The sequence below is a fragment of the Mucilaginibacter sp. genome, assembly GCF_028288205.1.
Classification (GTDB): domain Bacteria; phylum Bacteroidota; class Bacteroidia; order Sphingobacteriales; family Sphingobacteriaceae; genus Mucilaginibacter.
In genome coordinates this window covers 18767-37316 of record NZ_JAQBOD010000042.1, presented here as the reverse complement: position 1 = coordinate 37316, position 18550 = coordinate 18767, and the positions used below count along the sequence as shown (strand labels likewise).

The following is an 18550-nucleotide window of genomic DNA, read 5'->3' as shown; positions in this document are numbered from 1 at the left end:
GCGAGCCATAGGATTATTTAATTTAGGTTAAACTGATGCCTTTTAGTGATAGATGACTTCAGCTATAAAAAAATTATTTAATCAATAGATATTAGGTAGGCTAAAGTCTTTTTTTGACTTTATAATTAATTGGCTAATAGTGGTTTAACGTGTGTTTGTGATAAAAGGTTTCATTGTTGGAGTAAAGCTGTAAAAACAGAAAAAACCTTGTATGCCGACTATATTTGAAATAACTTATTTTTGATTAAATAACCGTTTATGGCTGTATAGGGTAAGCCATTTCTGCCTTAGCCTCGCGCATTACAAATGTGCTTTGCAGTGAACCTAAGGGTACGGTCTCAAATAAATGGTTCATCAAAAATTGATGGTAGGCATCCAGGTCTTTTACGGCTACCCTCAAAATAAAATCATATTGGCCAGACATGTGATAGCACTCCAGCACCTCGGGCAGTTTTACAATTTCATTTTCAAAATAATTCAGCGTTTCCTTACTGTGGTCCCTAAGCTGCACGTGGGTAAAAGCAATTAGGCCGCGGCCTATCTTTTTATTGTCAAGTACGGCCACATATTTTTTAATATACCCTTGCTCCTGCATCCGGCGGATACGGTCGTTAATAGCGCTTGCGCTTTTGTGCAGCCTTTCGCCAATTTCTTTATTAGTAAGGCGGGCATTATCCTGTAGAATTTGCAGGATATGGATATCTACAGCATCTAATTTATTTAACATAAGTAACTATACGGAAAAGTTATAAATACATCCCACTAAACTGTTATTTGTCCTGCATTGATTCTAAAAAGCAGGACAGATAGCTGATTATATACAAATATGCGGTTAATTATTCTGTAAATTCTCAAATTTACATAGAATTATAAACCAATACACAGGCCGGTATACAAACTAATTGAAATTGGGATTGTTGTTATTAATATAATCCAGCCTGTTTAAGAAGAAACTAAATGAAACTTGCTACTTATAAAACCGTGTATTGGGATGGCCTGGGCATTATTGTAGATGATAAACTATATGATTTGAATACCTGTGACCCATCTATACCAGACAACATGAACGAGTTTTTAAGAGATGGTGAGACCTCGATGAAAAAAGCCGCGATTATTGAAGCCGGGCTGCGGTCACAACAAATAGACATTAAAGCGGTAGAAAATTATGAACTGTTGGCTCCGGTACCTAAGCCGGCCTCATGTCGTGACGGTTATGCTTTTAGGCAGCATGTAGCAGCAGCGCGCCGCAACCGCGGATTGGAAATGATAAAGGAGTTTGATCAATACCCTGTTTTTTATTTTACCAATCACCAGGCTATTTATGGGCCGGGTGATATTGCATGTATGCCCGATCATTTTAACAAGCTTGATTTTGAATTAGAAGTAGCTATTGTTATTGGCAAACAAGGAAGAAATATAAAAGCAGACAAAGCGGATAGTTACATAGCCGGCTATATGGTAATGAATGATATGAGCGCGCGTACCCTGCAAATGGAAGAAATGCTTTTAAACCTCGGGCCTGCTAAAGGAAAGGATTTTGCTACGGTTATTGGCCCGTGGCTGATTACACCTGATGAACTGGAGAATTATAAAGTAAATGCTAAACCGGGGCATACTGGTACCAGCTATAACCTGGAAATGACCTGCAAGGTTAACGACATAGAAGTTTCTAAAGGTAATATGGCAGATATGGACTGGACATTTGCCGAGATCATTGAGCGGGCATCCTACGGCTGTACTATTTATCCGGGAGATGTTATCGGTTCGGGTACGGTGGGTACGGGTTGTTTCCTTGAACTTAATGGAACAGGGTTATTAAACGACCCCAACTATCAAACCCAATGGCTGAAAAATGGCGACGAGGTGGAAATGGAGATTACCGGCCTGGGAGCCCTAAAAAATACAATTATAGCCGAACCGACTAATTGGTCAATACTAAGATTAAAGAAATAAGCGCATGAAAAGCTTTGAAACCAATGAAATGAGCACAGCACAGGTACACAGTTACCTGCTGCATGCTATTGCGCCCAGGCCAATTGCGCTGGTTTCAACAATTGATAAAGATGGCAGAGTTAATTTGAGCCCCTTTAGCTTCTTCAATTTATTTAGTGCTAACCCCCCTGTGTGCATATTTTCGCCGTCACGAAGGATTCGGGATAATACTACCAAGCATACTTTAGAGAATGTGCAGGAAGTTGCGGAATGCGTTATAAATATTGTGGACCATAAAATCGTTTATAAAGTAAACCAGGCCAGTGCCGAATATCCAAAAGGTGTAAATGAGTTTCACGAAGTAGGTTTAACAGAGCTGGCATCGCTGCATATAAAACCGCCACGTGTTGCCGAATCGCCGGTGCAGCTGGAGTGTATTATTAAACAGATCATTCCATTGGGCGATGGCCCTGGTGCGGGCAACCTGGTATTAGCCGAAATTAAAACTATACATTTTAGAGAAGACCTGCTGGACGAAGCAGGTAAACCCATACAAGCAAACTTTGACCATGTTGCCCGCCTCGGCGGCGACTGGTATAGCCGCGTAACAACTCAAAGCCTGTTCGCGCTGCCTAAACCAATTGAGAAACTATTAAATACATAAAATTATGCCAAGCTACCACACTTTAGGAAAGATCCCCCATAAACGGCATACACAGTTTCGTAAGCCGGATGGTACTTTATATGCCGAAGAACTGGTATCAACCGAAGGTTTTTCGAGCTTATACTCACTGGTATATCATACTTATCCGCCAACGATGGTGAAAGAGTTGGGCGAGCCGTATTCGGTAGCGCCAAAAATAGCCCGCGAAAAACATTTGAAGCATACCAGCCTGATGGGGTTCAATATAGAACCAGCCGATGATTATCTGCAAAGCCGCAAACCGGTTTTGGTTAACAATGATCTGCACATTTCGCTGGCTGCACCGCGTAAATCAATGACCGACTATTTCTACAAGAACAGCCAGGCCGATGAGGTGGTTTTTATACATGAAGGCACAGGCGCTTTAAAAACAGGTTTCGGCAATATAAAATTTGCTTATGGCGATTACCTGATTATTCCACGCGGTACTATTTACCAGATAGAATTTGATACAGAAGCCAACCGCTTGTTTATTGTAGAAAGCTTTAGCCCCATTCGTTCGCCAAAACGTTATTTAAATAGCTACGGGCAACTAATGGAGCACGCGCCTTATTGTGAGCGTGATATTCGCCAGCCCGAAAACCTGCAAACGAATGATGAAAAAGGCGACTTTAAAATACTCATCAAAAAGCAGGGATTAATATACCCTTATATATACGGCACACATCCGTTTGATTTTGTGGGGTGGGATGGCTTTCACTATCCATGGGCATTTTCCATCCATGATTTTGAGCCGATAACCGGTAGGCTGCATCAGCCACCACCCGTACACCAAACTTTTGAGGGAAATAACTTCGTGATCTGCTCTTTCGTGCCGCGCAAGTTTGATTATCACCCGCTTTCTATCCCTGCACCATACAATCATAGCAATGTGGATAGTGACGAGGTGCTATATTATGTAGATGGAGATTTTACGAGTCGTAAAAGTGTAGTGAAAGGTCAAATTACTTTACATCCCGGCGGTATACCGCACGGACCTGCACCAGGTTCGGTAGAGCGATCTATAGGGAAAGAATCAACAAATGAACTGGCAGTCATGATAGACCCCTTTCACCCGCTTATGATAACTGAAGATGCGGTTAAAATTGAAGATGAGAATTATTATAAAAGTTGGATAAGCTAAATAGCAATCATAACCCTCTTTCCGCCAAAGGCGAAGAGAGGGTGGTCGAGCGAAGAGATGACCGGGTGAGTTGACGGCGCGCGTTCATCGCAAGTCGGTCTCTTCCGCAAGCGGGAAAGAGGGTTGTTCAAAACAGATTAAAAGAACATAATATTTATCCATATCATGGGAACACAAACAATAGAAAATAAAAAAGCCTCTTCTACCGGGGGAGATTTAGAGGGAGCTGCCGATTTCCTGCCGCTTAACGGTACAGATTACGTGGAGTTTTACGTAGGCAATGCCAAACAAGCTGCATATTATTATAAAACCGCGTTTGGCTTTCAGGACCTGGCCTATGCCGGGCCTGAAACCGGTGTGCGCGATCGTGCATCGTACGTTTTACAGCAGGGAAAGATAAGGCTGGTATTGACCACGCCCCTGCACTCTGACCACCCAATAGCCGAACATATTAAAAAGCACGGCGATGGTGTAAAAGTTTTGGCCCTATGGGTTGACGATGCTTACGACGCCTTTGAGCAAACTATCAGTCGTGGTGCAGAACCATACCAACAGCCGCAAACCATTGGCGATGAATTTGGCGAAGTGTGCACCAGCGGCATTAAGCTATATGGCGAAACGGTGCACCTTTTCATCGAACGAAAAAATTATACAGGATTATTTTTGCCGGGATACCAAAAGCTGGAAACCAATTATCAACCGGCTGATACCGGTCTGTTATATGTTGATCATTGTGTAGGCAATGTGGGCTGGCATAAAATGAATGGGTGGGTAAGTTTTTATGAAGACATAATGGGTTTTAAAAACATCCTTACGTTTGATGATAAAATGATCTCAACAGAATATTCTGCCCTGATGAGCAAGGTGATGAGTAATGGAAACGGCTATGTGAAATTTCCGATAAATGAGCCTGCGGAAGGTAAAAAGAAATCGCAAATTGAAGAATATTTAGAGTTTTATGAGGGTGAAGGCGTACAGCATTTAGCCCTTGCCACACATGATATTATAAAAACAGTAACCGATCTGCAAAGCCGTGGTGTTGAGTTTTTAACAGTGCCAACATCTTACTATAAGGAATTGACCGCGCGTGTAGGGCATATTGATGAAGATTTAGGCCCGTTGGAAAAGTTGGGTATTTTGGTTGACCGCGACGATGAAGGATATTTACTGCAAATATTCAGCAAACCGGTAGAGGACAGGCCAACTTTGTTTTTCGAGATCATACAGCGTAAAGGTGCTAAATCATTCGGTGCAGGTAATTTTAAAGCCTTGTTTGAGGCGATTGAAAGAGAACAAGAACTAAGGGGGAACTTATAAAACCCCCGAATACCCTCTCTTCCGCAAGCGGGAAAGCGTGTTGTTAAATAGATTAAAAAATATATAATGGACTTTCAAGACTTTAATAATCCGCAAGTAGCGGCATTGCCAAGCCACCTCAGGCAATATATTGTAGACCAACACTACGAGCATTATACGCCTATTGACCAGGCAGTATGGCGCTATGTAATGCGCCAAAATTACAGTTATTTAAAAGACGTAGCCTATTACCCGTACATCCCCGGATTAGAAGAAGCAGGGTTGACCATTGAACATATTCCCCGCCTGCAGGAAATGAACGATGCCCTGGCAAAAATTGGCTGGGGTGCTGTTACAGTTGATGGCTTTATACCGCCCGCTGCCTTTATGGAGTACCAGGCTTACAAAGTATTGGTTATTGCTGCGGATATACGCCAGTTAAAACATATCGAATATACACCTGCGCCAGATATTATTCATGAATCTGCCGGGCACGCGCCTATTATTGCCGATCCGGACTATCATCAATATTTAAGTTATTTTGGGTCGATAGGTGCAAAAGCTATGTTTTCGGCGCAGGATTATGAATTGTATGAGGCTATACGTGCCTTATCTATCCTGAAAGAAATGCCTGATGCTGATCCAACATCGCTAAAAAATGCAGAAGAACAGGTAGCCTATTGGCAGCAAAATATGGGCGAACCATCAGAAATGGCATTGCTTAGCCGCCTACATTGGTGGACGGTGGAATATGGCCTGATAGGCACACTGGAAAACCCAAAGATATACGGCGCCGGTTTATTATCCTCCATCGGCGAAAGCGCGACCTGTATGCAACCTCATATAAAAAAGCTTTGGTATACACCCGAAGCGGTGAACTATGCTTATGATATTACCCAACCGCAACAGCAATTATTTGTAACCCCAACTTTTCAAAACCTGATAGCCGTTTTGGAGCAATTTGCAGATAAAATGTCTTTCCGTGTTGGGGGTAGTTATGGTTTGCAAAAAGCGGTGGAAAGCAGCGATACCTGCACCATGGTTTATAGCTCGGGCCTGCAAGTATCGGGTACATTAACTAATTTTATGAAGGATGCTAACGGGCAACCCGCGTTTATAAAACTTACCGGCCCTGCGGCATTGGCTTATGCGGATAAGCAATTAAATGGGCATGACAAGAATTATCATAAAGATGGCTTTAGCTCGCCGGTTGGACGATTAAAAGGATATGATAAACCTTTTGAAGACTTTAATAGGGACGAACTGCTTTCGGTTGGCGCAAGTGTAGGTGAGCAGGCACAGCTAAATTTTGAAAGCGGGATAAATTTAAAAGGAATTGTAAAAACTCTTGTAGTTAAAAATGGGAAAACCGTGCTTATTACTTTTGAAGATTGTACTGTAAAATCGGCAGATGGGCAAATACTGTTCGACCCTGCCTGGGGTGTTTATGATATGGCTGTTGGTGAAAGCATTACATCGGTTTATAGCGGCGCAGCCGATAAAAATACATTTGAAGAAATAGGTTATAGCCCTAAAACCAGTACCTATCATCCAACCTACTCAGAGCAAAAACTGGACCTGCACCGGCTATACCAACGGGTACGGAACTGCCGCGAGCAGAAGTCGGGATATGAGCGCCTGCCGTACATTTGGGATCAGCTTCAACGGGATTTTCCGCGAGATTGGTTATGCGCGTTAGAGATATTAGAAATACTGGATCATAAAAACGACGAACAGGAATTAGCCTTAATAATAACCCAATTTTTAAAAGATAAGGCAGCGGTGCAACCCGAGCTTAAAAAGTTGATAGAAGACGGCCTTTATTTAATAAAGCACCCGGTACTGCAGTAATGCAGAAAGCTTGGGCCGACCAAAAAGTCCCTTATTGAAAAATACATCGAAATAATATTTGGTCTCTGTGCTCTTTGTGACTCCTTAGCGGTCTTTGTGTTTAAATTTTACCACGGAGTACACTGAGAAGAGGCACAAAGTAGCACAGAGTTTTTATAACTAAAAATATAATTTCGTTCCTCTTTCTGGGTTACAGTATAAACTTCGTACTCAAAAATTGGATGAGTTATCGTCCCGCTTTGAAATATCAGCAACCATGCCTGGCATTTAAGATTTTTTCGCTATCGCTCAAGAGATAGTTCTCCTTGTGCATTGTCAAAATGAAAATAAGAGAAGCGGGGTTTTATTACTACTCGTTTTCCAACTTAGCGGCAGCGGCTTCATCTAAGAACCATTCCACCTCGCCGGTAATGGAGTCGATCAATTGGGCAGGATAATTTTCAATATCTTCTTCATCCTCCAGTACATGGTGCACGGCCTCTGCCTTACCTTCGCCATAAACTAAAAATGCTATATACTTTGCCTCATTAATTAGCGGCGCATTTAAGGTAATACGGTACACCTGCTGATCTTCCAGCCAAACTTCTTTTACCGATGGGGTTACATCATGCAAAACCGGGGTATGCGGGAACAGTGACGCGGTATGCGAGTTATCACCTAAACCTAATAATACAAGGTCGAAGCTCATTTCATCCTCGTCAAAAAATTCTGCTATGGTTTCGGCATATTTTTGTGCTGCTTCTTTTGGCGTCAGCGTTGTATCAACCGGGAAAATATGATCGGTATCAATATACAAAGGCTCAAACAAAGCTTTTTTTGCCATCAGGTAATTGCTGTCCTTGTCGGTTTGCGGCACATTGCGCTCATCACCAAAAAAGAAATAAACCTTTCCCCATTCTACACTATCCGCATAAGTGGTTGATGCCAACAACTCATACAATTTTTTTGGAGAGCTGCCGCCTGATAGGGCCACCGAGAATTTGCCTTTTGCGGCAATGGCTTCGTTGGCTGTTTTTACAAAGTACTGAGCTAAAGCATCAAGTACTTCGCCTTCCGTATTGAAAATGTTTAAGTTCATTGCTAAGTTTTATAAATCCTCTATCATTAGCCCCCTCTAAATCTCCCCCGGTAGGGGAAACTTTTTCTATCTTTTTTAAAGCCCTCCCTTCCGGGGAGGGTTGGAGGGGCTTATTATTTTTTATTACCGTTCAACGGTAAAGAGAACCAGTTAAAACCATCACGGGCAATAAGCGCCTCGGCACTTTCAGGGCCCCATGAATCGGCAGAATAATTAGGGAAATTCAGGCTCTTTTTATTGGTCCAGGTGCTTAATACCGGCATAATCAGTTCCCATGCAGCTTCTATTTGGTCGCCACGCATAAATAGGGTTTGATCGCCCAGCATGGTATCCAATAATAAAGTTTCATAGGCCTCTGGTGCCTGGTTAGTATAAGTTCCTTTATAATCAAATACCATATCAACGGTATTTAATATCATATCCAACCCCGGGCGTTTGGCCTGTACTTGCAGGCGGATGCTCATTTCAGGCTGTATGCTGATGATCAACCTGTTTTGTTGCCAGCTTTCAGTAGCCTCGGTAGGGAATACTTTATGCGGCACGTCTTTAAACTGTATAGAGATTACGGATGATGATTGGTGCAGCCTTTTACCCGTACGTACATAAAACGGCACACCCTGCCAGCGCCAGTTATCAACAAAGAATTTAATTGCTGCAAATGTTTCGGTATTTGAGTTTGGATCAACCTTAGGTTCTTCGCGGTAGCCCGGTACTTCTTTACCTTCCATCCAGCCTTTAGCGTATTGCCCCCTTACAGCCGACATACGCACATCCTCAGGCGAGAACCTGCGCATAGCATGTAACACATCAACTTTGCGGTTACGGATCTCGTCAGCATTAAAATTAACCGGAGTTTCCATGGCCACCAGGCATAGCAATTGCAGTAAGTGATTTTGGATCATGTCACGCATGGCACCTGCGCCGTCATAATAATCGCCGCGGTCCTCAACCCCTAATTGCTCGGTAACAGAAATCTGTACGTGCTCTATATAATTACGGTTCCAGATAGGCTCCAATATAGAGTTGGCAAAACGGAAGGCCATAATGTTCTGTACGGTTTCCTTACCTAAATAATGGTCTATATGGTATATCTGTTTTTCATTAAAAAGACCGGCAAGTAATTTATTCAATTCTTTTGCCGATTCCAGATCATGCCCAAATGGTTTCTCAATTACAATACGCGTTCTTTCTACATCGGTGGTCAATTTGGCTTTAGCCAAATTTGACGTGATTATAGGGAAGAATGAAGGCGATACCGCTAAATAATAAATAACATTAGCTCTCGTTTTCCACTCGGCATTATGTGCTTCCACACGTTTGCCAAACTCTTTATAAGTTTCGGCGTCTTTAGCATCCGAAACCTGGTAGTAAATGTTTTTTTCAAATTCGTCCCATTTGGCTTTAACGGCTTTACCACTACGCGAGAAATTGTTTATATCTTCAAGCAAATTTGCTCTAAACTGCTCATCAGTTAATTTGGTACGCCCGGTACCGATGATAGAAAATTGCTGGGGCAACCATCCGTCAAGAAATAAATTATATAACGCGGGGGCAAGTTTACGCGAGTTTAAATCGCCGGTACCGCCGAATATGATAAATATGGTTGGGTCTGATTTTATTGTAGACATGATAATATCCTATTTTAATTAATTTTTAGCTACCCATTGGGTATGGAAAGTTCCTTCTTTACCTATTAGTTCATAAGTATGCGCACCAAAATAATCACGCTGGGCCTGTATAAGGTTTGAAGGCATTCTTGCGCTGCGGAACGCGTCGAAATAACTTAATGATGCCGCGTAACAAGGCGCAGCAATACCTGCCGCTGTTATTTTTGATAATACTGATCTTGCACCTTTAACAGCATCAGTCACGTCTTTTTGTACCTGGCTGTCTAATAGCAAGTGCTCTAATTTGGCATCTTTTTGATAAGCGTTATAAATGTCATTTAAAAACACCGACCTTATGATACAGCCACCGCGCCATATTTTAGCTATCTCATCTAATTTAAGCTGGTATTTATATTCTTCGGACGCTCTTAACAACATGTGCATGCCTTGTGAATAGGTGATGATCATGTTAAAATAAAATGCCTGCTCTAATTCGGCTAAGAATGTTTTAGTATCAACATCAAGCTTTGGCTCTTCCTGGCTGTATAAAGCCGCCGCTTTTACTCTTAACGCTTTGTATTTAGAAAGATCGCGCATGGCAACCGATGAATCTACAGTTGGTATGGGAGCCTGCAGATCCATAGCTACTTGCGATGTCCATTTACCGGTACCTTTTGCTCTTGCTTCGTCTTTAATGTCATCTAATAATAAATGATCTGTGCCCGGCGCTTTGTATTGAAATATATCGCGGGTAACTTCCATCAGGAATGATTTTAAGCGGCCCTCGTTCCACTCGGTAAATATCTTACCAATAGCGTCGTTATCCAGCTTTAACCCTTTTTTAAGTATCTCGTAGGTTTCGGCAAGCAATTGCATTACACCATACTCAATACCGTTATGTACCATTTTAACAAAGTGACCGGCAGCTCCGGGGCCAATGTAAGTAACGCATGGCGCGCCATCAACCTTAGCCGCTATCGATTCTAAAATAGGCTTCATTACATTGTAAGCTTCTTTATCGCCACCCGGCATCATGCTTGGTCCTTTGCGCGCGCCTTCTTCACCGCCTGATATGCCCATGCCGAAAAAGTGAATACCTTTACCTTCCAAATACTCCACCCTGCGGTTAGTATCTAAAAAGTAAGAGTTTCCACCATCTATAATTAAATCACCCTTATTCAGTAAAGGCAATAGTTCTTCAATTACATCATCAACAATTTTACCGGCAGGCACCAACATCATAATCGCTTTCGGGCTGTTAAGGCTGGCTGTAAATTCTTTTACATCGCTAAAACCTTTAAGGTTTCCGTGCTTGCTTTCCTGCTCTAACAAAGCGCCTTTTGACGCGTCTTTATCAAAACCTGCCCCTTTTACACCATGGTCGCCCATGTTTAATAGTAAGTTACGGCCCATAGTGCCTAAGCCTATCATGCCGAAATCATATTTATTTGGTGTGCTCATATTAATTGTTGTGGTTTTCCTCTTTTAATTGTTGTAATATTTTTTGGGTCGATTCCAGGTCGGTGTGCTGAAAGGACCTGATACCCAATTGCTGTGCCGCGTTAACAAACATTATCCGGTCGTCAAAATAAACACATTGGTTTGGGTTAACTTGTGCAATACCCATGGCCAGTTTCCAGATACTTGGATCGGGTTTGCGTAGCTTAACCTCACATGATGACACAAAAGCATCAAAAAAATCATGCAGTTTAAACTTCTTCACCCGGTAATCATTTAGCTCCTTGCCTTCATTATTAATGGAAATGATGCGGAAGCCGCAATTTTTCTTCCATTCTTTTAACCAGGCCAGCGTAGGCAGCTCAACAGATTGCTGATAAATAAACTCTTTAAAGTCTTCCCGCGCAAAATCGCGCGGATGATTAAATACTACAGTATCAAGGTATTCATCAAGCGTTACACTGCCAATTTCATATACATTGAAAATGAAGGTATGCAGGGCATTTACCTCGGCATAATCCAGCCCGAATTTTTCGGCAGCCAGCTTACGCGATTCATGCCCCCAGCCATTGGTTAACAATATACCGCCGATATCAAAAAAAAGTATTTTAAGGTCGTTAGTTTCCATTGCGGGAGCTTATTTAAACCTTGCTTTTTTGATCTTCGATAGATTGTAATAGTTTTTCGAAAGGTTGGTTGAATTTATCAATACCCTCGTCTTCTAATTGCTGCGTGATCTGATCAATATCAATACCTGCCGCTTTAACACGATCTAAAGCTTCGGTTGCTTTATCCAATCCTTGCTCTAATGTATCTGCAGCAATACCATGATCGCGGAATGCTTCAATAGTTTCCAACGGCACGGTATCAACAGTATCCGCGCCTATCAAAGCCTCAACATATTTAGTGTCTTTAAATGCAGGGTTCTTGCTGCTGGTACTTGCCCATAGTAAACGTTGTGGTTTAGCGCCTTTAGCTGCCAGTTTTTCCCAACGCGGGCCGCTGAATACTCTTTTATAAATTTCGTAGGCTTTTTTGGCAGATGCAATGGCAACTTCGCCTTTCAGATCGCCTAAGCCTTTTTCATCTAATATCGGATCGATCAATACATCAATACGGCTTAAAAAGAAACTGGCTACTGATGAGATGTGCTCAATATTGTGGCCCGCAGCCAAATGATCTTCTAAGCCGGAAATATAAGCTTCTGTTACGGCTTCGTAACGCGGCAAGCCAAACAACAGGGTAACGTTAATGTTAATGCCTTGCGCTATAGATTTGCGGATAGCATCTAACCCTGGCTGTGTACCCGGGATCTTAATCATTACATTTTGGCGGTCAACTTGTTTCCAAAGCAGTTTTGCCTGCTCAAAAGTTTCGGCACCTTTTAAAGCTAAAAATGGAGATACCTCTAAACTAACATATCCATCACCTTTAGCACTTTCATTATATAAACCTGCAAACAAATCGCATGCGTTTTGAATATCTTTTATAGCCAGGCCGAAGAAAATTTCCTCATTGGTTTTATCACCATCTGATAGTGTTGCAATATCAGAATCATACATATCGCTGCTGCTTATGGCTTTTTCAAAGATGGCCGGGTTAGAGGTTACGCCTCTTATGCCGTCGTCATCTATTAAAGCTTTAAGTTTGCCATTGCTTATAAAAGCCCGGTCAATAAAATCAAGCCAGATGCTTTGACCGAAACTGTGTATTTGTTTTACTTTATTGGTTTCCATTATATTAATTTTTTTTTAATGATCTATTTTATTAATTGTGATTGTTTTTGCGTTATGCGACAATAAGTGTACCATCTATGCAGCCTATTGTCATGTAATAATACTATTAACTACTGTTTGAAGCTACTAAAACTTCTACATCATAGTTGATAAACAAACCGCTTTCAATTACCCCGGTGATAGCTTTTATTTTAAATTCCAGGTCATTGCTTATTTCAGCGAAACGGACATCTAACAACAGGTTACCATTCTCGGTTATAACTGGTCCATCTTTACCGGTTGCTAATCTTAAAACCAGGCTATTGGCTCCCAGCTCTTTCAACTTTTCCTCTACGTGTGGTAATGCTGCCGGAAAAACCTCTATAGGTACAGGAAATTTCGCTCCTAATTTATCTACCAGTTTGGTGTCATCAATTATAATATAATTTACCTTGCTCGAGCTTATCAGCAACTTCTCTTTAAACAATGCACCGCCACGCCCCTTTATTAAACAATGATTGGGGTCAACCTCATCGGCGCCATCAAACAACCAGTCGGGCCGGTTCTCATATAGCGTGGTTAACGGTATGCCTAAACTGGTGCAAGCCAGTGCAATTTCAATAGAAGTTGGTATCGCTTTAATATTCAGCTCCTCGGCTTTTATTTTGGCCGCTATTGCAAATAAAGCTAAATAAGCGGTCGAGCCTGAGCCAATACCTATTACATCACCATCCTTTACCTTTTCGGCAATTTTATCAGCCAGCTTTTGCTTGCCGGCCCTATTTGTTATAGTGCCCGCCCAGCTCAGATTTTTGATGATGTCGCTATTCCAATCCATTGTTGTTAGATATAAGATGTGAGACAGAAACTAAAAAAGTCTCAAATCTCACATCTCAATACTCAAATCTATTTTAAAAGCGCTTTTGCTTTTGCCACTACATTATCAACCGTAAAGCCAAAGAATTTATAAAGGTCTTCTGCCGGGGCCGATTCGCCGAAGGTTGTCATACACAAGGTATCACCTTCGTCGGTAACATATTTATGCCAGCCAAGCGGTGAAGCCATTTCTACAGCTAAACGCTTTTTAATTGCTTTAGGGAACACTTTCTCTTTATAAGCAGCGTCTTGTTTTTCAAACAGCTCCCATGATGGCATACTTACCACGCGGGCAGCAATACCTTCTTCTTTCAGCTTGGCTTGCGCGTCCATTATCAAAGCAACTTCGCTTCCGGTTGCCATTAATATAACGTCAGGAGTGCCGTCAGAGTCTGACAAGATATAAGCGCCTTGTTCTAACTGGCTTGCTTTACCATATTTATCCTGGTCTAAAATTGGCAGGCCCTGGCGGGTAAATACCAGTACAGTTGGGCCACCGGTTTTTTCAATAGCCACGCGCCATGCATGTGCGGTTTCGTTAGCGTCAGCCGGGCGAATAACCGTAATGTTTGGTATAGAGCGTAATGATATCAATTGCTCAACAGGCTGGTGGGTTGTACCGTCCTCGCCTAAGCCAATACTATCATGCGTATAAACAAATATCGGGCTTATTTTCATAATGGCCGCTAAACGGATAGGCGGGCGCATATACTCAGAAAACATTAAAAATGTTGCGCCAAAAGGTTTTAAGCCCTTGGTTAATGCCATACCATTTAAAGCCGAACCCATTGCATGCTCACGGATACCGAAGTGGAAGTTACGTCCGTTACGGTTCTCAGAAGTAAATGAATCTGATTCTTTAAGATTAGTTTCTGTTGATGGGGAAAGATCCGCAGCGCCGCCAATTAAGTTAGGGAAGCTGCCCGCTATTGCATTTAATACTTTGCCCGATGCCTGGCGTGTTGCCATTTTAGGGTCAGAACCTTTAAACGCGGGTAATTTATCCAACCAGCCTTTTGGTAGTTCACCGCTAACGGTTAATTCATACTCGGCAGCCAGTTCAGGGAATTTGGTTTTGTAATCTGCAAACAGCTCATTCCATTTTTTCTCGTAGCCTATACCTCTTTCACCTTTTGCTTTGTAATATTCTTCAACTTCTTTTGGTACATAGAATGATTTATCCGGATCAAAGCCAAAAAACTCTTTAACCAGTTTAATTTCATCAGCACCAAGCGGCGAACCGTGCGAACCTGCGGTGCCAGATTTATTTGGGCTGCCATAAGCAATTAGCGAACGAACCCTTATTAACGATGGTTTTTGTGTTTCGGCTTTAGCGTTTCTTAAGGCTAATGATAAGCCATTCACATCATTAGCATCATTAACAGACTGTACATGCCAGCCATATGCCCTGAAACGCGCGTCTACATCCTCATTAAAGGTTATATCTGTACTGCCTTCAATCGAAATTTTATTATCATCATATATATAGATCAGGTTACCCAACTCTAAGTGACCTGCTAACGAAGCAGCCTCTGATGTTACACCCTCCATCATATCGCCATCACTGCAAATAGCGTAGATATGGTAATCAAATAAATTAAAGCCCGGTTTGTTATAACGGCCAGCCAAATGTTTTTGTGCGATGGCAAAACCAACACCGTTTGCAAAGCCTTGTCCAAGCGGACCGGTTGTTACATCAATACCAGGGCACAAGCCATACTCGGGGTGGCCGGCGGTTTTGCTGTGTAATTGCCTGAAGTTTTTTATATCGTCTAATGATAGATCATAACCTACCAAATGCAAAAAGTTGTATTGCAAAATACAGGCGTGGCCGGCAGATAAGATAAACCTGTCGCGGTTTGCCCAATCAGGGTTTTTAGGATTATAATTTAAAAACTCCGTCCAAAGTACATGGCCAACAGGCGCCAACGCCATAGCTGTGCCCGGGTGGCCCGAGTTTGCTTTTTGTACAGCATCAGCCGACAAAATTCGTACGGTATTAATTCCTAATTCCTCAACGCTTTGATTTTTTGAATCCATTTCTTTTTTTAATATAATAGTTTTAGATAATTGATTTAATAGTTGATGATGGTACAACGGGCATAGGTTTTGCATCTGTGGCCCATAACCTTGCGCCACCTTTTATTCCGTCCTGGTTGGTTACTATTTTTACATTAGCATCCAGTTTAAAATTGAGCTCGCGGGCGTTACCGCCGCCTATATATAAATAGTCGTAATTGAACAGTGTTTTCAGAACCTGTAATACATGTTCCATTCTAATGTTCCATTTCTTTTTGCCTTCTTCTTCATAGGCCCTGTCACCTATATAATTGTCATAGGTATTATGCCGGGTAATAGGGCTTTGGCCAATTTCCAGATGCGGCAATAGCTTACCATCTAAAAATAACGCCGTACCAAACCCGGTGCCCAGGGTTAGTACCAATTCAAGGCCTTTTCCACTTATTACGCCAAGTCCCTGCATATCTGCATCATTCACCACTTTTGCAGGCTTACCTAATACTTCTTCCAGTTTCTTACCCAGGTTAAAATTCACCCAGGACGCATTATCAAGATTAGGCGCGGTTTTAACAATGCTGTCGCGAACATACCCCGGGAAACCTACTGATATCTTATTATAATTCGGGAATGCCTTTGCCAGTTCTTCTATGGCTTTAACTATATTATCCGGATTGGCCGGCAATGGGGTTACAACTTTGTTATAATCCATCAGCAAAGTTCCATTACTATCTAAAACGGTTGCTTTAATATGCGAACCGCCAATATCAACGGAGAGAACTTTAAGCTGTGAAGAAGTGTTTTCCATAACTGTTGTGGACGGCAAAAGTAATATGTATTTTGTAATTATAACAATCTTGCGGTCAAACTATAAACGGTTTTAATACATAGTCTGCCTGAAAAGTAGACAAATCGGTTTCTGGAGCTAAATTAGGCACTTTTTTTAAATGTGTTCTGATAAAAAAAAATTTAAAAAAATACTTTAATATGATGAATGTGACCTGCAATAATACTTTAAAAAACAGTGTTTGCAATCGATAACATATAGGTTTTAGCAAATTTTTTAGGGGATTTTGTCACGAATACGTTTGCGTAAAAATCAGCGCATAAAAGCATTGTAATGCTATATATTAAAAATGTTACGGTTTTTGCATTCCTTTTTTTTAGTTATTCATTTTTAATTATTTAATTTCAGCCTTTGGCTATGAACTATTGATAGCACGACTAATTAAAACCAATTATAAAAGCCGTTCAGGAATTAACTGTTTAAGATCGTCATTTATTCTATATAACGTATTTTAAACCTTTTTTGACAAGTATAAGCTAAAAAACAACAACTAATTAAAACTAATAAACATGAAAGAAAATGAAGAAAAAGGAGGGGCCACTTCACGCAGAAATTTTGTGAAGCAGGGCGCTCTTGCTGCTGCTGCTTTTACTATTGTGCCGCGTTTTGTGCTTGGTAAAGGCTTTAGGGCACCAAGTGATACCCTTTATATTGCCAGTGTGGGTATCGGCGGAAAAGGAGACAGCGATATCGCCGCCTTTGTTAAAAGCGGTAAAGCTAAATCGGCATTTTTATGCGATGTGGATGCAGTTAAAGCGGCTAAGGTATTTAACCAATACCCGGATGCTAAGCGTTATATCGATTGGAGAGAGATGTTTGAGAAAGAACATAAAAACTTCGACGCGGTACACATCGCTACGCCGGATCATACCCACGCGGTAGTTGGTTCGGCAGCAATGCAGTTAAAAAAACATACCTGGATACAAAAACCAATGGCCCATGATGTGTACGAAGCGCGTATGCTGGCCAACATGGGGCATAAATATAAAGTACAAACCCAAATGGGAAACCAGGGCTCATCAGCTGACGGTGTTAGACAAATGATGGAATGGTATGAAGCAGGCGTAATTGGTGATGTAACCGAAGTATACTGCTGGACAGACCGCCCGGTTTGGCCACAGGGAGATCACCAGGCAAATACGCCAAACGGCTTGCAATGGCCTAAACAATCGGCTACCCCGCCAAGTACTTTAAACTGGGATTTATGGCAAGGCACAGCACCAGCTAAACCTTTCCCGATAGGTACAGATCAACCTGGTGGCATTAACGTATTGCCATTTAACTGGCGCGGATGGTGGGATTATGGCACCGGTGTATTAGGTGATATGGGTGCACACATTTTACATGGACCAATGAAAGTATTAGGCTTACAGTATGTATCATCCGTTCAAACAAGCGTAGGTGGCGGAGGTTCATTTGATACAGGCCCTGCTTCAAGCTATACGATCATGACTTTCCCTAAATCCGATAAAACAAAAGGGCCGGTAAAAGTACACTGGATGGATGGCGGTATAATACCTCCACGCCCTGAAGAATTAGATCCAAGTGAATTATGGGGTGGCGGACAAATGCGCGACGGTGGAATGTTGTTTATAGGCACCAAAGGTAAAATGATGGCCGGCTGCTATGCTGCAAGAGCCCGTTTATTACCGGTTTCACGCATGGATGAAGTAAACGTTCCACAAAAATATGATAGGGTAAAAGGCAGTACAGACGGCCATTATGCCCAATGGGTTGAAGCGTGCTTGGCAGGTTATGGCAATATGAAAACCAGCTCTCCGTTTGAAGAGGCGGCTTTATTGACCGAAGCCATGCTGATGTGTAACTTAGCTATACGTGGCGTTAATGTTCCTAAAGCCTCTGAAACAGGTGCAGGTGCCGATAGTTTAGGACGTAAACGCACATCGTACCCAGCGCGTTACATTAATCTTAATTATGATGCTGTAAACCTGAAGGTTACCAATGTTGACGAAGTAAATCAATTTGTTAAACGCCAGTACAGGGATCCATGGAAACTTAGCGGCGTATAATTTACCGCTCTTAATATT

General features: G+C 41.9%; 15 protein-coding genes. 6 read left to right on the top strand and 9 right to left on the bottom strand.

Annotated elements, in window-relative coordinates; translation table 11 throughout:
• Positions 1 to 256 precede the first annotated feature (256 nt).
• Positions 257 to 727 carry an Lrp/AsnC family transcriptional regulator gene (locus JWR23_RS09510; protein WP_299515607.1) on the bottom strand — a complete coding sequence of 157 codons (471 nt, stop codon included), beginning with the start codon at positions 725 to 727 and terminating at the stop codon, positions 257 to 259.
• 230 nt (positions 728 to 957) lie between these two features.
• Between JWR23_RS09510 and JWR23_RS09505 the strand changes: the two genes are divergently transcribed.
• The 5 genes from JWR23_RS09505 (at position 958) to JWR23_RS09485 (ending at position 6905) form a co-directional block, all read left to right on the top strand.
• Positions 958 to 1953, top strand: a complete 996-nt coding sequence (locus tag JWR23_RS09505; RefSeq protein ID WP_299515605.1) for a fumarylacetoacetate hydrolase family protein — start codon at positions 958 to 960, stop codon at positions 1951 to 1953.
• Between the two features lie 4 nt (positions 1954 to 1957).
• Positions 1958 to 2596, top strand: coding sequence for a flavin reductase family protein (locus tag JWR23_RS09500; RefSeq protein ID WP_299515604.1), 639 nt, complete (start codon positions 1958 to 1960; stop codon positions 2594 to 2596).
• A gap of 4 nt (positions 2597 to 2600) precedes the next feature.
• Positions 2601 to 3758, top strand: a complete 1158-nt coding sequence (locus tag JWR23_RS09495) for a homogentisate 1,2-dioxygenase (protein ID WP_299515603.1) — start codon at positions 2601 to 2603, stop codon at positions 3756 to 3758.
• Between the two features lie 165 nt (positions 3759 to 3923).
• Positions 3924 to 5075: a 4-hydroxyphenylpyruvate dioxygenase gene (hppD, locus tag JWR23_RS09490; protein WP_299515601.1), complete on the top strand. Its 1152-nt coding sequence runs from the start codon at positions 3924 to 3926 to the stop codon at positions 5073 to 5075.
• A 66-nt stretch (positions 5076 to 5141) separates the two neighbouring features.
• The gene (locus JWR23_RS09485) at positions 5142 to 6905 is read left to right on the top strand and encodes an aromatic amino acid hydroxylase (RefSeq protein WP_299515600.1); all 1764 of its coding nucleotides are present in this window, start codon (positions 5142 to 5144) and stop codon (positions 6903 to 6905) included.
• Positions 6906 to 7254: 349 nt separating this feature from the next.
• Here JWR23_RS09485 and pgl read toward each other — a convergent pair whose 3' ends face one another.
• The 8 genes from pgl to JWR23_RS09445 form a co-directional block, all read right to left on the bottom strand.
• The gene (pgl, locus tag JWR23_RS09480) at positions 7255 to 7983 is read right to left on the bottom strand and encodes a 6-phosphogluconolactonase (protein WP_299515599.1); all 729 of its coding nucleotides are present in this window, start codon (positions 7981 to 7983) and stop codon (positions 7255 to 7257) included.
• A 113-nt stretch (positions 7984 to 8096) separates the two neighbouring features.
• Positions 8097 to 9611 carry a glucose-6-phosphate dehydrogenase gene (gene zwf / locus JWR23_RS09475; RefSeq protein WP_299515598.1) on the bottom strand — a complete coding sequence of 505 codons (1515 nt, stop codon included), beginning with the start codon at positions 9609 to 9611 and terminating at the stop codon, positions 8097 to 8099.
• A gap of 18 nt (positions 9612 to 9629) precedes the next feature.
• Entirely contained in the window at positions 9630 to 11051 is a 1422-nt protein-coding gene (gene gndA, locus JWR23_RS09470; protein ID WP_299515597.1) for an NADP-dependent phosphogluconate dehydrogenase, read from the bottom strand.
• 1 nt (position 11052) lies between these two features.
• A complete protein-coding gene (locus tag JWR23_RS09465) occupies positions 11053 to 11676 on the bottom strand; it encodes an HAD family hydrolase (protein ID WP_299515595.1) in 624 nt (207 codons plus the stop codon).
• Between the two features lie 13 nt (positions 11677 to 11689).
• The gene (gene tal, locus JWR23_RS09460; protein ID WP_299515594.1) at positions 11690 to 12784 is read right to left on the bottom strand and encodes a transaldolase; all 1095 of its coding nucleotides are present in this window, start codon (positions 12782 to 12784) and stop codon (positions 11690 to 11692) included.
• 106 nt (positions 12785 to 12890) lie between these two features.
• Positions 12891 to 13601 carry a ribose 5-phosphate isomerase A gene (rpiA, locus tag JWR23_RS09455; RefSeq protein ID WP_299515592.1) on the bottom strand — a complete coding sequence of 237 codons (711 nt, stop codon included), beginning with the start codon at positions 13599 to 13601 and terminating at the stop codon, positions 12891 to 12893.
• A gap of 68 nt (positions 13602 to 13669) precedes the next feature.
• Positions 13670 to 15679, bottom strand: coding sequence for a transketolase (gene tkt / locus JWR23_RS09450; protein ID WP_299515590.1), 2010 nt, complete (start codon positions 15677 to 15679; stop codon positions 13670 to 13672).
• 22 nt (positions 15680 to 15701) lie between these two features.
• Positions 15702 to 16463 (bottom strand): ROK family protein, encoded by a 762-nt coding sequence (locus tag JWR23_RS09445; protein ID WP_299515588.1) that lies wholly within the window; start codon positions 16461 to 16463, stop codon positions 15702 to 15704.
• A gap of 548 nt (positions 16464 to 17011) precedes the next feature.
• Here JWR23_RS09445 and JWR23_RS09440 point away from each other — a divergent pair.
• Entirely contained in the window at positions 17012 to 18532 is a 1521-nt protein-coding gene (locus JWR23_RS09440) for a Gfo/Idh/MocA family oxidoreductase (RefSeq protein ID WP_299515586.1), read from the top strand.
• Positions 18533 to 18550: the final 18 nt, after the last annotated feature.